The sequence below is a fragment of the Enterovibrio makurazakiensis genome (genome assembly GCF_050336585.1).
In the GTDB taxonomy this organism is placed as follows: domain Bacteria; phylum Pseudomonadota; class Gammaproteobacteria; order Enterobacterales; family Vibrionaceae; genus Enterovibrio; species Enterovibrio gelatinilyticus.
On sequence record NZ_JAKJSE010000019.1, the window covers coordinates 65547 to 81232 of the forward strand.

General features: G+C 48.4%; 11 protein-coding genes. 5 read left to right on the plus strand and 6 right to left on the minus strand.

The annotated features are described in order from the left end of the window. Nucleotides 1–11 precede the first annotated feature (11 nt). Together L4D06_RS15145 and ppc are read right to left on the minus strand one after the other, a co-directional pair. A complete protein-coding gene (locus L4D06_RS15145) occupies nt 12–587 on the minus strand; it encodes a PadR family transcriptional regulator (protein WP_274166704.1) in 576 nt (191 codons plus the stop codon). A gap of 351 nt (nt 588–938) precedes the next feature. Beyond that, nucleotides 939–3569, minus strand: a complete 2631-nt coding sequence (ppc, locus tag L4D06_RS15150; protein WP_429740311.1) for a phosphoenolpyruvate carboxylase — start codon at nt 3567–3569, stop codon at nt 939–941. Between the two features lie 468 nt (nt 3570–4037). Between ppc and argC the strand changes: the two genes are divergently transcribed. The 4 genes from argC to argH all read left to right on the plus strand — a co-directional run bounded on the left by argC (nt 4038) and on the right by argH (nt 9034). Continuing rightward, nucleotides 4038–5045 carry an N-acetyl-gamma-glutamyl-phosphate reductase gene (argC, locus tag L4D06_RS15155; protein WP_429740313.1) on the plus strand — a complete coding sequence of 336 codons (1008 nt, stop codon included), beginning with the start codon at nt 4038–4040 and terminating at the stop codon, nt 5043–5045. A gap of 10 nt (nt 5046–5055) precedes the next feature. Next, nucleotides 5056–5835 (plus strand): acetylglutamate kinase, encoded by a 780-nt coding sequence (gene argB / locus L4D06_RS15160; protein WP_274166701.1) that lies wholly within the window; start codon nt 5056–5058, stop codon nt 5833–5835. Nucleotides 5836–5906: 71 nt separating this feature from the next. Further along, complete coding sequence (locus tag L4D06_RS15165; protein WP_429740315.1) at nt 5907–7118, plus strand: argininosuccinate synthase; 1212 nt, start codon at nt 5907–5909, stop codon at nt 7116–7118. 38 nt (nt 7119–7156) lie between these two features. Continuing rightward, nucleotides 7157–9034, plus strand: coding sequence for an argininosuccinate lyase (gene argH / locus L4D06_RS15170; RefSeq protein WP_274166699.1), 1878 nt, complete (start codon nt 7157–7159; stop codon nt 9032–9034). 113 nt (nt 9035–9147) lie between these two features. Here argH and L4D06_RS15175 read toward each other — a convergent pair whose 3' ends face one another. From L4D06_RS15175 to L4D06_RS15185, 3 genes are all read right to left on the minus strand, one after another. After that, complete coding sequence (locus L4D06_RS15175; RefSeq protein ID WP_429740316.1) at nt 9148–9396, minus strand: DUF3624 family protein; 249 nt, start codon at nt 9394–9396, stop codon at nt 9148–9150. A gap of 135 nt (nt 9397–9531) precedes the next feature. Further along, complete coding sequence (locus L4D06_RS15180) at nt 9532–10983, minus strand: dihydrolipoyl dehydrogenase (RefSeq protein ID WP_429740318.1); 1452 nt, start codon at nt 10981–10983, stop codon at nt 9532–9534. 113 nt (nt 10984–11096) lie between these two features. Continuing rightward, nucleotides 11097–11828: a glutathione peroxidase gene (locus tag L4D06_RS15185; RefSeq protein WP_274166696.1), complete on the minus strand. Its 732-nt coding sequence runs from the start codon at nt 11826–11828 to the stop codon at nt 11097–11099. 147 nt (nt 11829–11975) lie between these two features. Here L4D06_RS15185 and oxyR point away from each other — a divergent pair, with 147 nt between their 5' ends. Then, entirely contained in the window at nt 11976–12884 is a 909-nt protein-coding gene (oxyR, locus tag L4D06_RS15190; RefSeq protein WP_429740320.1) for a DNA-binding transcriptional regulator OxyR, read from the plus strand. Nucleotides 12885–13034: 150 nt separating this feature from the next. On the opposite strand, the gene L4D06_RS15195 is transcribed toward oxyR, so the two are convergent. Continuing rightward, entirely contained in the window at nt 13035–15551 is a 2517-nt protein-coding gene (locus tag L4D06_RS15195; protein ID WP_429740321.1) for a penicillin-binding protein 1A, read from the minus strand. Nucleotides 15552–15686 lie beyond the last annotated feature (135 nt).

Here is a 15686-nt window from a genome sequence, read left to right on the forward strand (position 1 = left end):
GAGCCCCTGACTTAACGAGAAGCAACCGCTCTTTGATGCGGTGTTGCCACTTCCATTGCAGAGAGCTCAATAAGCACTTCATCTGCCCATGTTAACCATGCTTCTTTACGTAAAATATTGCGGCGCAATGTTAAACGTTCCAAACGACTTTCAGACGTTAGCAAGGATGAGTCTGAATACTTGCTGCGTTCCAAATCACGATATTGGCTGAGCTGCATACGTGATTCATCAATCAATGCATGCATGTGTTCAATCATGGGGGTTGGTTCGAAGATGCTACAGGTGAGGAGTTTAGCGGAGACTTCGTCACGATCAGTAGGGTGTTTTGCAGGAAGCAAAAACCACTCATAAAGACTTTGTCTGCCAATCTCAGTGATGGTGTAAACTTTTCTATCGGGTTTTCCATCTTGTGGTTCAAGCCGACAACTTACTGCGCCCATATCGGCGAGCTTATTGAGTTCACGGTAAACCTGCTGGTGGCTGGCTTTCCAGAAATGGCCGATGGCGTGAGAAAACTCTTTGGTTATATCGTAACCAGTTGCGTCACGATGGTTTAACACCGTGAGAATTACATGCGGTAATGACATCTCTTCTATCCAAAATCATAAAAGGCGATCCTTAGCCCTGGGATGTCGCTCTATGGCGAATTTTTATTTCCGCAACACGGGTGGATCGGTTCGTTATTAATGATATTCACTATCACCAAGCCAACGTATTTACCCCTAAAGTTACGAGGTGAAAAAGGCGAATAGATCACAACATTAAAAACGGTTAATTTTACGTCGGTGTTGGTTCATGCTTTGAGACCTAGAAAGGATTCGCGCAATCACCGAAACATATTAATAACATTATCAATCCGACGACAATCGAAAATGACTTATAGAAAAAGAAAAAGGCTGCAACTTGCAGCCTTTCTTATTTTTGATTCGCTTTCTCATTTATCCGGTATTGCGCATACCTGCAGCGATACCCGCGATGGTCACCATCAGTGCCTCATCAAGCTCGATACTTTCTTCGTCGCAAGTACGCGTGCGGCTAAGTAGTTCTGCCTGAAGCATGTTGAGCGGCTCAACGTAGATATTACGCAGTCGGATAGCTTCGGCGCCCCAAGGGTTTTGTTCCATGAGGTGGTCACTGTTTTCGACCATTAGCACGGCTTTAATGTCTTGTGCCAAGCGAGCACGAAGTTGCTCACCCAGTGGCCACAACTCTGCATCTACCAACTTCTCGTCATAGTATTGAGAGATTGATGGACTTGTCTTAGTGAACACCATTTCAAGCATACCCAAACGGGTTGAGAAGAACGGCCATTCACGACACATTTCTTCCAGCTGCTTTAAGTGACCATTGTCGATAGAGTATTGAATCGCTTGTCCGGCCCCCAACCAAGCAGGTAACAGAAGGCGGTTTTGGCTCCAAGCAAAAATCCATGGGATGGCACGTAAGCTTTCTACGCCACCGTTCGGGTTACGTTTTGCAGGACGTGATCCCAATGGCAGCTTGCCAAGCTCCAATTCTGGTGTGGTTGAACGGAAGTAAGGAACGAAATCTTTACTGCCACGTACAACATCACGGTACGCATCACAAGAAACGTCACTCAATGTTTCCATCAGATCGCGCCATTCTTGTTTTGGCTCTGGTGGTGGCAGCAAGTTGGCTTCAAGGATGGCACTGGCATACAGGTTTAGGCTGTTGGTTGCGACATCTGGCAACCCGAGTTTAAAGCGGATCATCTCGCCTTGCTCGGTCACGCGTAGGCCGCCTTTTAGGCTGCGTGGCGGCTGAGATAGAAGCGCTGCGTGCGCAGGCGCTCCGCCACGACCAATTGAACCACCGCGACCGTGGAACAATACGAGATCAACGCCAGATTTTTCACACAAGGTGACGAGTGATTCCATCGCTTTGTATTGTGCCCAGCCAGCGGCCATGACGCCCGCATCTTTGGCGGAGTCGGAATAGCCAATCATGACCATTTGGAAGTTTTGAATAAAGCCGCGATACCAATCGATATTCAGCAGTTGGCTGATCACAAGCTCGGCGTTGTTTAAATCTTCTAACGTTTCGAACAACGGACAAACGTCCATTCTAAACGGACAACCAGCTTCTTTGAGAAGAAGATGAACAGCGAGGACGTCAGACGCGGTACGTGCCATAGAGATAACGTAAGCACCTAATGCCTCACGCGGTTGCTGCGCGACGATACGACAGGTATCGAGTACTTCTTGCACTTCGTCAGACGGCTCCCAATCACGTGGCATGAGAGGGCGTTTGGAGCTTAATTCGCGAACCAAGAAGGCTTGTTTATCTTGCTCACTCCACTGGCTGTAGTCACCCATGCCGAGGCAGCGCGTGATTTCAGATAGGGCATCAGCATGGCGGGTGCTTTCTTGGCGAATATCGAGCTTGATCAAATTGACGCCGAAGCAGCGAATACGACGCAATGTGTCGAGAAGCAAGCCGTCTGCAATGATGCTCATGCCGCACTCATGCAGCGATTGGTAGCACGCGTGCAACGGCGTCCAAAGCTGGTCGACATGTGTGAGAATATCTTTCTCATCGATGTGCTGGCCTTTGATTTTGGCATCAAGGTAATCCAGCGTGTTGGTGAGCGTTTTACGCAGTGATTTCAAAATCGCACGGTACGGTTCGTGCTCGTCACCCGCCATGGCGCGAACAACATCGTTACAACGCGTCATCGACAGTTCGCTGACCAGCTCTTGAATGTCGCCTAGATAAAGGTCAGCGGCTTTCCAGCGTGAAAGCAACAGCACTTCGTGAGTGACTTCAGCGGTGACGAACGGGTTGCCGTCACGGTCACCCCCCATCCAGCTTGAGATTTGAATCGGCGCTGCATCAACAGGTAGGCTTTTACCAAGGTGCCCTTGAAGTTTTTGGTCAAACTGACGCAAGAATTCAGGTACGGCTTGCCATAAACTGTTTTCGATAACCGCATAGCCCCATTTGGCTTCATCTAGCGGTGTTGGACGTTGCTGACGAATCACGTCTGAATGCCAAGCTTGCGCAATCAATTGCTCTAAACGTAACTCTGCTTTGCCACGCTCTGTGCTCGAAAGATCGTTCAGCTCTAACTGCGACAAGCATTTGTTAATTTGAACGAGTTTATGAATGGTAGTGCGACGCGCTATCTCTGTCGGGTGCGCAGTTAATACCAACTCAATTTTCAAATCCTCTACCGCTTTCTCTGCATTGGCAGTGGAGACATCATTGCCTTTCAGACGCAGGAATAGGTCATCCAATGCATCTGGCCTGCAGATCAGCTCTTCGCAATTGCGAGAGATAGAATGGTATTGTTCTGCGATATTGGTGAGGTTAAGGAATTGGCTAAACGCTCGCGCGACAGGTAGCAATTGGTCGTTAGGCAGACTTTGCAGTACGTCAATGAGCTTGGCGTGGTCATCTTTATTGCCTGCGGATGCAGATTTCGAGAGTTTACGGATCTCTTCTACCTTGGCCAACAATTCATCACCATGTGCGCCCTTGATGGTATTACCCAGCAAGTGACCCAGCATGCTGACGTTGCTTTTTAACGCGTCATACTTGTCATTCATAAGTCATCCATTTCGTAACTTTGTTACATCCAAATTGCAATCGTAATGGCTCAATCTAGCCAATGAGAGCCCCTAAGGTCAATCTTATACGTATCTAAATTGATACTTTTTCCGTCACACCCCTTTGCTGATGGGGTGTGCGGGTAGATGTAACAAAATTACAATGAAGCTTAACGTCGTTCCGGATGTGCGAGCGAGAGAATAACTTGGTGTTTTTATTTTATGTATACTGTTGACATTAGTCACTTATCACGCTAAAAAGCACATATAAATTCATTTTAAATGAATAAACAATTATAAAGCTCATTGGATGTAGCGAAAGGTACGATACGAAATGGATAAGTTCTCAACCCCCCTTCTCCAGCGACGACGCCGACGTTAATTAAGACGTTGGGCGCGTGTGCCCCTCCCACAGCTGAGCGAGCTGATTGTTTCATCAGTCATGACTAGAAAGTAAAACGGATTTTTATGTTAAAGACAGTGATCGTCGGTGCCAGCGGTTATACCGGTGCCGAGCTAACCAAAATGGTTCATCTACACCCTCAACTTGAATTGACCGGCCTTTATGTGTCTGAAAACAGTGCAGATGCTGGCAAGCCAATCAGTGACCTCCACGGTACATTGAAAGGGTTGATTGATATGCCACTTTCGCCGCTTAGCGATGTGGATAGTGTGGCAAAAACTGCAGATGTGGTGTTACTGGCAACGGCGCACGAAGTCAGCCACGATATCGCTCCGGCTTTTTTGACTCAGGGTTGTAAGGTTTTCGATTTGTCAGGGGCTTTTCGCGTTCAATCTGACAGCTTCTACACCACATTTTATGGTTTTGAGCACCAGCACTCTGACTGGCTTGATAAAGCGGTTTATGGTTTGGCGGAATGGAACCATGAAGCGATTGCTTCCGCTGATCTCGTGGCAGTGCCAGGTTGTTACCCTACCGCGGCGCAACTTGCGCTTAAGCCTCTGATTGATAATGGACTGCTGAATTTAGAACAGTGGCCTGTTATCAACGCTGTGAGTGGTGCATCGGGGGCGGGTCGTAAAGCGTCAATGGCGAATAGCTTCTGCGAAGTGAGCCTTCATGCTTACGGTATCTTTAGCCACCGTCATCAACCTGAAATTTCGACCCATCTTGGCTGTGATGTGATCTTTACCCCGCATCTTGGCAATTTCAAACGCGGGATTCTCGCAACCATTACAGCAAAGCTTGCTGATGGTGTGACAGAATCCGCTGTGTCTTCAGCACTCGAGTCTGCTTATCAAGATATGCCATTGGTGCGTCCACTAGGGGCGAATCAAAGCGCTAAGTTGCAATCGGTTCAAAACACGGGCTTTTGCGACATAGGTTGGTCGGTGAATGGTCAACATGTGATCCTAACATCTGCCATCGACAATTTGCTTAAAGGCGCAGCAAGCCAAGCTATGCAGTGCATAAACATTCGTTTTGGTTTTGCGCCATTAACGGCGATTGTGTAGGAGAGTCACTATGAGTTTACGTCCTCTTGTCGTGAAATTAGGCGGTGCAGCACTTTCTTGTACTGAAACATTAGAGAAACTGTTCGACGCTATCGCGGCTTATAAAGCGTCGGCCCATCGCGATATTGTGATTGTTCACGGTGGCGGCTATTTGGTCGATGACCTGATGAAGGCATTGAACATTGACGTCGAGAAGAAGCAAGGCTTACGTGTGACACCAAGCGACCAGATCAATGTGGTAGCAGGTGCACTCGCGGGCACCGCGAACAAGTTGCTGCAAGGACAAGCGGTAAGAAGCGGTATTAACTCTGTCGGCCTTAGCTTGGCAGATGGTGGTCTGTGCAAAATGACACAGCTGGATCCTGAACTGGGTCATGTAGGGAAAGCCTCGCCGGGTGACTCTGCGTTATTGCAAGCCATTCTTGCTACGGGCTGTGTGCCGATTATTAGCTCCATCGGTATTGATGCTGAAGGTGAGTTGATGAATGTGAATGCCGATCAAGCAGCTGTTGCAGTCGCGGCAGCGTTAGACGCTGAGTTGGTTTTGCTTTCGGATGTGAGCGGTGTGCTCAATGGTAAAGGTAAGCTGATGCCTGCACTGGATGCGAAATTGGCGGATGAATTAATTGAAAGCGGTGTGATCACTGACGGCATGATCGTGAAAGTGAAAGCGGCGTTTGAAGCGGCAACGGCGTTAGGTCGTCCGATTGAAGTGGCGAGCTGGCGTTATCCTGAGAAGCTGGCTGATTTGTTCAGCGGCGGCAATATCGGTACCCGTTTCACTGTTTAACTGAATTTGTATTTATTAATGTCGTTCACCGCCTGTACTGACCGTCAGAGCGGTAACAAGGAGAAGTTACTATGAGCACTATTAAGAAGGTTGTACTTGCGTATTCTGGCGGTCTCGACACGTCGGCGATCATTCCATGGTTGAAAGAAAACTATGACTGTGAAGTTATCGCATTCGTTGCAGATGTAGGCCAAGGCGAAGAAGAGCTGGTTGGCATCGAAGAGAAAGCGATCGCGTCAGGTGCATCAGCGTGTTACATCGCTGACCTGAAAGAAGAAATGGTTGCTGACTACATCTACCCAAGTTTGAAAACCGGTGCAGTGTACGAAGGTAAGTATTTGCTAGGCACCTCAATGGCTCGTCCAATTATCGCCAAAGCACAAGTTGAGTGTGCATTGGAAGTGGGTGCAGATGCATTGTGTCATGGTTGTACGGGTAAAGGTAATGATCAGGTTCGTTTTGAAAGTGCTTTTGCTGCATTGGCGCCGCACCTGAAAGTGATTGCACCTTGGCGTGAGTGGGACTTGCGTAGCCGCGAAGCACTGCTAGATTACCTTGCAGAGCGTAATATCCCTTGTACGGCGAGCCTAGAGAAAATCTATAGCCGTGATGCTAACGCATGGCATATTTCAACGGAAGGTGGCGTATTAGAAGATACGTGGAACCAGCCAAATGAGCTTTGCTGGGTTTGGACTGTCGATCCAGAACAAGCACCAGACCAATCAGAAACCGTGACGCTGCTAGTCGAAAAAGGCGAAGTGGTTGCTGTTGATGGTCAAGCTATGTCTCCATACCAAGTGCTGACAACCTTGAATGAAAAAGGTGCTCGTCACGGTGTAGGACGTATCGATATCGTTGAAAACCGTTTGGTGGGCATGAAGTCTCGCGGTTGTTATGAAACACCAGGTGGCACCATCATGATGGAAGCGCTACGCGGTGTTGAGCAACTGGTTCTGGATAAAGATTGCTTTGAATTCCGTGAAGAGTTGGGCTTGAAAGCATCTCACCTTATCTATGATGGTCGTTGGTTTACCCCTCTTTGTGAGTCTATTTTGGCAGCGTCGGATAAACTGGCTGAACCTGTAACAGGTGAAGTTGTGGTGAAACTGTACAAAGGACAGGCTACAGTAGTGCAAAAGCGCTCGATCAACAGCTTGTATTCAGAAGAATTTGCGACGTTTGGTGAAGATGATGTTTACGATCACAGCCATGCTGGTGGCTTCATCCGTCTCTACTCGCTATCAAGCCGCATCCGTGCGCTAAACGAAAAAAAACAAAAATAGATAGCTGGAAGCAATAAAGAGTTTAAGGAGAAGTAACTATGGCGTTATGGGGCGGAAGGTTTAGTCAGGCAGCCGACACACGTTTTAAGCAGTTTAATGATTCGTTGCGTTTTGACTATCGCCTCGCAGAGCAGGATATCGTGGGTTCTATCGCTTGGTCTAAAGCGTTGCGCTCTGTCGGTGTTTTGACAGAGCAGGAGCAACAGCGTTTAGAGCTAGCGCTTAACGAAATCAAGCTGGCTGTGATGGAAGATCCAGAACAGATCCTGCGCTCTGATGCCGAAGACATTCATAGCTGGGTCGAGCAACAGTTGATTGCCAAAGTCGGCGACTTGGGCAAAAAGCTTCACACGGGTCGTTCACGTAACGATCAGGTTGCAACCGATCTTAAGCTTTGGTGTCGTCAGCAAGGTCAGCAGCTTCTCCTTGCTCTTGATAAGCTACAAAACCAAATGGTTCAAGTTGCGGCAGTCAATCAAAGCACGGTATTGCCTGGCTACACGCACTTGCAACGCGCCCAACCGGTCACGTTTGCACACTGGTGTTTGGCCTATGTAGAAATGTTTGAGCGCGATTACTCTCGTTTGAGCGATGCACTCAACCGCCTTGATACCTGCCCATTGGGCTCTGGTGCGTTGGCGGGCACGGCTTACCCGATTGACCGTGAAGCGCTGGCACACAGCCTGGGTTTTCGTCGTGCAACGCGCAATAGCTTAGATTCGGTGTCTGACCGTGACCACGTGATGGAACTGATGTCTGTGGCAACCGTCTCTATGCTTCACTTGTCACGTATGGCGGAAGACCTGATTTTCTATAACTCAGGTGAATCGAACTTTATTGAGTTGGCTGATACGGTCACTTCAGGTTCATCCCTGATGCCGCAAAAGAAAAACCCCGATGCGCTTGAGCTCATTCGTGGTAAGACAGGTCGTGTTTACGGCGCGATGTCGGCCATGATGATGACGGTAAAAGCATTGCCGTTGGCGTACAACAAGGACATGCAGGAAGACAAAGAAGGTCTTTTTGACGCATTAGACACTTGGTTTGATTGTATCGAAATGGCGGCGTTGTGTTTTGATGGTATCAAGATCAACAAAGAACGTACCTTGGAAGCGGCCATGCAAGGCTACTCCAACGCTACTGAACTTGCAGATTACTTGGTTGCCAAGGGAATTCCTTTCCGTGAAGCGCACCATATTGTGGGTGTTGCCGTAGTTGCTGCCATTGAAAAAGGCTGCGCACTGGAAGAGTTGAGTCTTGATGAGATGAAGCAATTCTCAACGGTCATCGATGAAGATGTTTACCCGATTCTGACCATTGAATCGTGCCTAGAAAAACGCAGTGCTTTAGGTGGTGTTGCACCAACGCAAGTCGAATATGCGATCAGCCAAGCTGAGAAGCGCCTTGATAAACGCTATTCACCGCGAGTGAAGGTACGCGGAGCAAGGTTGACTGACCTTGATGCGATTGAAGGCATGGTGGTGTACTGGGCAGGTCTCGGTGAGAACTTGCCGCGTGAGCGTAACGAATTAGTGCGTGATATTGGCTCGTTCTCTGTGGCTGAGCACCAAGGTGAAGTGACGGGTTGTGCCTCGCTATATGTGTATGACTCTGGTCTCGCTGAAGTGCGCTCTTTGGGTGTGGAAGCAGGTTGGCAGAATCAAGGCCAAGGTAGCGCCATCGTTCAACACTTGCTGAAAAAAGCCAAGAGTATGGCTATCAAAAAAGTGTTTGTGCTGACTCGTGTTCCTGAGTTTTTCATGGGGCAGGGCTTTATCCCGACATCAAAGTCCTTGTTGCCAGAGAAGGTAATGAAAGATTGTGAACGTTGCCCTCGCTTGCATGCATGTGATGAAGTGGCGCTTGAGTTTACTTTCGACCAGGACCGCCTTATCGCCAAAGCTAATGTGGCATAGCGCAAACTGACAGTGCGAATGCACAGTAAGAACGGATCATAAGATTTAAAAAACCGGCTGAGGCCGGTTTTTTTGTGTCTGCAATGTCATGGCTTCACTACTTCACTACTTCACTACTTCGTTTCGGGGGCGCCTTTGCGAAAAGGCATCAGGATCAGGTGTAATGACAGCAAAAGGGCACAGGCTCCGGCGGCAAACAATAGGGTGATCGACTCTATAGATTTAGGCGTGTCGCTAAACCACAGAAGCCAAATGGGCCAAAGCAGTAAATTCATCACAGCAAGTTGGATCATGCAACGTTTGCAGCGACCCAGTTTGGCGCGTATAGAAAGTGAAGCATCCTGACAAAATCGGCAGCTCATTAATTCAGTCGGTGAGTGATTAGTTATTCGAAGCGTACAAACAAAAAAGCCCCCCGTAAAGGAGGGCAAATCATAAACCGAGTCGCGTTAAAAACGTGTCGGTATAAACGTGCGTTAACGCACTTTAGGGGAAACTTAACAACCGGGACCGCAGTCCAGGCAGTGTTTAATCATTTCAGGACCAAGGTGCAGTTTAGCATTCAGGTCACGCAGCGCAGTTCGCACACCCTCTTCAATCACTGGATGGTAGAACGGCATATCCAGCATTTGTGAAATGGTCATTTGATTTTGGTGCGCCCAAGCCAATAAGTGAGCTAAGTGCTCTGCATTTGGCCCCATCATTTCAGCGCCAAGGAAACGACCTGTTCCTTGCTCACCGTAAACGTTGAGAACGCCTTTGTTTCTTAGCATGACGCGTGAGCGCCCTTGGCCTTCAAACGAAACAGTGCCAGTTTCAAAGCAGCCACAGGTACCGAGGCGAGTGGTAATTTCTCTGTAAGTTTCACCCACCATCGCGATTTGTGGATCAGTGAACACGGCTGAAATCTTACTGCGACGCAGTCCTGCTCGGATATCTGGAGAACGCCCTGCGTTATCACCTGCGATTCGGCCTTGGTCTGCTGCTTCGTGTAACAGCGGAAGCTGATTGCTGGCATCGCCAGCAATGAAGATCGAAGGCACGCTGGTTTGCATGGTGTAGTGATCCGCGACAGGTACACCACGAGCATCAAGTTCCATTCCGGTATTTTCGATATCGAGTTTGTCGACATTCGGACGACGGCCCGTTGCTGCTAACACATAGTTAACTTCCATGTGTTGTTGTGTGCCTTGTTTGTCGAGGTAGCGGATATGGACTTTATCACCTTCACGTACCATCTCTTCAACCTTGGCATCGGCATCAAGATAAAACTCTTCATTGAAGGCTTTGTCTGCATATGCCATCACGGTTGGGTCAGTTAACGGGCCAACTTGACCACCTACGCCAAACACTTTCACCTTCACACCAAGGCGGTGCAGTGCTTGACCAAGCTCCAAACCAATCACGCCGGGGCCAAACACAGCCACAGACTCTGGCAAGTCATCCCAATCGAATACGTCATCATTGATGATTAAGCGGTCACCCAGATCGTTCCAAGGAGCCGGCCACGTTGGACGAGAGCCGGTTGCGATGACCACGCGTTTCGCTTCGATGCGGGTGTGGTCATCGACAATTAGCGTGTTGCTGTCAATGAATTTTGCATAACCTGCAATTTTGTCTTCTGCAGGAATTTCATCAACGCCTTCCAAAACAAAGCCAACAAAGCGGTCACGTTCGCGTTTGACTCGATCCATCACTTCGCGACCGTCAATTTTGATTTCACCTTGAGGGTAAACACCAAAACCAGGGGCCTTCTCGATATTGTGAACCGCTTCCGCGGCGGCGATGAGCAGTTTTGAGGGCATACAGCCGACACGCGCACATGTCGTGCCGTAAGGGCCGCCTTCAATCATGACTACGTTGTTAGTGTGTGCTTTTGCAGCGCGGTAAGCGCCAAGCCCGGCGGTACCACCGCCAATGACTGCTACATCAACATTCAAGGTTTTCATTGTAATTCTCCAGATGAAACGACGTCCTGACGGCGCAATGAATCGAATACGTTTATGGGGCTTTGGATAGAGAGAGGGCAGCCAATGCTGCCCTCAAGGTTTACGTGTTGAGATTAAGCGAAGTACGCTTCAAGCTCTTCACTACCACCAATGTGCTTACCGCCGATGAAGACTTGCGGCACTGTTGCACGGCCGCTGATAGCACGAAGGCTGACGGTGGTGGCATCTTGACCCAGTACAATTTCTTCGAACTGTAGCTTGTTATCGATCAGTTGTTGTTTTGCTTTCGCACAGAACGGACAACCTGGTTTGCTGAATACCGTAATTGATTCTTGTAGTTTGTGATTTGGTGCAATGTGGCCCAGCATGGTGTCAGCATCAGAGACTTTGAACGGGTCACCTGGCTCGTTTGGCTCGATGAACATTTTTTCTACCACGCCATCTTTAACTAGCATGCTGTAACGCCATGAACGCTCACCAAATCCGATGTCATCTTTCGCCACTGCCATGCCCATGCCACGAGTGAACTCTGCGTTGCCGTCTGGGATGAACGTAATGTTTTCTGCTTCTTGATCCGCTTTCCAAGCGTTCATCACGAAGGTGTCATTCACGGATACACACAGAATGTCATCAACGCCGTGCTCTTTGAATACTGAATGCAGTTCATTGTAGCGTGGCAAGTGAGTTGATGAACACGTTGGTGTGAATGCGCCAGGTAGGCTGAACACCACCACTGTTTTACCTGCAAACAGTTCATCCGTTGTTACATTAACCCATGCGTCGCCTTGACGAGTTGGGAAAGTAACGTTTGGGATTTTTTGACCTTCTTTGTTAATTAGTTCCATGGTGTACCCCTTAAAATAAATATTGTTTTCAGTTCTTTAATCCGGTGTTCCCGGTTGATGTGTTTATATTACGCCGACAGGGGTAGATAGTTCTAATTGATTAGGTTTATCATTTTAATAAGTGAAATCTATCAAAGGGTGTGTGAAGTGAATATTCGAGACCTCGAATACTTGGTGGCATTGTCAGAGCATCAACATTTTCGTAAGGCTGCGGAAGCATGCTTTGTTAGCCAGCCGACGTTGAGCGGTCAGATACGTAAACTCGAAGATGAGCTAGGTGTGGTATTGCTTGAGCGTACCAGCCGAAAAGTCCTTTTTACGGATGCTGGCATGCAACTGGTTCGTCAGGCGCAAAAGGTGTTAATGGAAGTCAAAGTGTTGGAAGAGATGGCGAGTCAGCAAGGGGAAGAGATGTCCGGCCCATTGCACATTGGGTTCATTCCCACCATTGGTCCGTACCTTTTACCGCATATTGTCCCTGCCATTAAACAGACATTTCCTGAGCTAGAGTTGTTCTTGCATGAAGCGCAAACCCATCAACTGGTTCAACAGCTCGATGAAGGTAAACTCGACTGTATCATTGTGGCATCGGTCAAAGAGACCGAGCATTTCAAAGAGATCCCGCTTTATCTTGAACCGATGCTTCTGGCTGTACCTGAAAGCCATCGATGGGCGAATGAGAGTGAAATTGGTATGCCAGAGCTGAATGGAGAGAATCTATTGATGCTGGCGGATGGACATTGCTTACGTGATCAGGCAATGGGTTTTTGCTTCGCGGCAGGTGCCAATGAAGACACGCGATTTAGAGCGACAAGCTTAGAAACGCTGCGCAATATGGTCGCGGCAGAAACGGGCATTACGTTGTTGCCGAAACTCGCCGTGCCTAAGAGTATGCGCCGAGATGGCGTGGTGTATATCAATGCTGTTGACCCAGAGCCGCAACGGCTGGTGACATTGGATTACCGACCGGGTTCGCCGTTACGAGCGAGATATGAAAAGCTGTCTGTCACCATTGCCTCTGCTCTAAAAGACGTTTGTCATCCTGTAAAAAACTAGCGTTTATAGAAGCTAGCGCTGCTACGTTTTGCGATGACACTGCGCTTAATTAAATGAGTCTAAAAAGAAAGGCGCCCTCGGGCGCCTTTCTTTTACGTGTTTTCGAATGCGGTATTTAACGTATCCGCATTATCTTGTCCGAATACAAGATTAAAAGAGCTCTTCGCCGTCGGACTCGTAAATGTTACCGCCGTTAGATGCTGCAGCTGATACATACTCTGTTGGTTCGGAGCCTTTTTCAAAGTACTCGAACATCGCACTGGCATCATTTTTACGGGTAAGTAAGCCGGTATCGCGGTCAATGCGGACTTTAACAATGTTCGACGGCAGCACTTTACGCTGCGCAGGAACATCCACGAGGGCATCCACCATAAAGTCTATCCATGCTGGCTGAGAGGTTTTTGCACCTGCTTCCGCGCCAGACGTTTGGGTGTTGTCTAGGTTGGCATTACGTGACGTTTTGCCAAGGTTACGAGAGTGGTCATCAAAACCGACCCAGACGGTTGCGACTAAACCGGGGGCAAAACCTGTGTACCATGCATCTTTCGAGTCGTTCGTTGTGCCCGTTTTACCGCCGATATCACGTCGGTTTAATGGTTTTTGCGCTCGCCAGCCTGTACCGTTCCAACCTGTACCTTGACGCCAATCACCGCCGCCCCAAATATTGGCTTCCAGCATTTCTCGAACCAAGAAGGCGTTTTGTTCGCTCAGAACTTTCGGGGCGAACTCGGGTTGATTTTCCATATCAGCCGTTTGCTCAAGCAGGTTCTCTTCTTCTAACAAGTTGGCGGAGTCACGTTTATTGGCTTGTTGCGAATCACAGTTTTCACGACAGATAGTCTGTGGAGTTGCGGTGTATTTCAACACACCAAATGCATCTTCGACTTTGACGATATAGAACGGCTTGAGGTAGTAACCCCCATTAGCAAAGACACCAAAACCCTGAGCCATTTCCATTGGCGTTAAACTGCCTGCGCCCAATGCCAATGCTTCAGCACGAGGGAGGTCGTCGCGTTTAAAGCCAAAGCGAGTGAGGAAATCGATAGTTTCATCAAGTCCAACGCGGCGAAGAACACGGACAGCCATAACATTTTTAGACTGTGCTAAACCAATGCGTGCGCGAGTTGGGCCGTCGTATGTTGGTGGCGAGTTTTTTGGTCGCCATGCAACGCCTTGGCTTGAGTCCCAGCGATTGATTGGAGCGTCATTTACCAGTGTTGCCAAGGTCATGCCTTGATCAATGGCGGCAGAGTAGATGAACGGTTTGATGCTCGAACCTACCTGACGGATGGATTGAGTTGCGCGGTTGAACTTGCTATGCACGAAGTTGAAGCCGCCAACCAAGGCTTTTACCGCACCATTATCCGGTGAGATGGCGACCATGGCTGTGTTGGCATCTGGTACTTGGCTTAAGTGCCAAGCATCATCGATGTGTTGTACCCATATTTGCTCGCCAACGCTCAAGATATCTGCGGTCTGCTTTGGTGCAGAGCCTTGGCGGTTGTCGGTAATATACCGGCGTGCCCACTTCATGCCATCCCAAGGTAGCGTAACAATATCGCCACTTTGAAGCTCTACGTTTGCGGTTTTATCTTCAACTTTGGTCACAACCGCTGGTTTGAGTTCGCCATAGCTAGGCTGTTTTTTCAGATGAGCGACAATCTCTTCGCTACTCCAAGGCTGCGCATTGTCACCCCAAAGATTTGCTACCGCACCACGGTATCCATGACGTTGGTCATAAGCGAGCAAGTTGCTCACAGTGGCATGTTGCGCAGATTGTTGAAGGCGTGAATCAACCGTGGTGTAAACCTTCATGCCTGATTCGTAAACGCCTTCTCCGTATTTTTCGACCGCCCAAGCACGCGCTAACTCCGCTACATAAGGGGCGTTCAATTCAATTTCAGCACCGTGGTAGCGAGCGATAAGTGGCTCATTACGCGCCTGTTCATATTCTGAACGCGTGACATAGCCTTCATCTAGCATGCGTTTAAGTACCACATTTCTGCGATTTGTTGCGCGTTCGATGGAATAAATCGGGTTCATGGTTGATGGGGCTTTTGGCATGCCCGCTAACGTGGCGAGTTCACTCAAGGTCAGATCGTTTAAATCTTTACCAAAGTAAACGCGTGCTGCAGCACCAAACCCGTAAGAGCGGTAACCCAAGAAAATCTTGTTAGCGTACAACGCCATGATTTCTTCTTTTGTTAGCAGTTGCTCAATGTGAATGGCGATGAAAATCTCTTTGATTTTACGCATGATTTTCTTCTCGTTGGACAAGAAGAAGTTACGCGCTAGCTGCTGAGTAATGGTACTCGCGCCTTGTTTCGCTGAGCCGGACATTGCAACCACAATGGCCGCTCGCGTGATCCCGATCGGGTCGATCCCTGGATGCTCGTAAAAACGACTATCTTCGGTCGCGATTAACGCATCAATCAAGTCTTGAGGCAGCTGATCGAAGGTGACAGGAATACGACGTTTCTCACCAAATTGGGAGATCAGTTTGCCATCAGAGCTGAATACCTGCATCGGCGTTTGCAGCTCTACATCTTTTAGAGTGGCAACGTCTGGTAATTCAGGTTTTACGTAAACATAAAACCCAAAAATTGTACCCACTCCAAGTAATATGCAAACTATTGCAAGGATGAGCAGTCGCTTAATGAACTTCACTTGATATTTCCCGTCACGTTTTTTGTCGAGCCGTCATATTGATTAGTGTGGGTAGTATAAAGACAACTGAACAAAAAATAACGGATCTGCAAAGAGAACTTTCAAAAAAGTTACTTGATGCTGACTTTTAAGAAG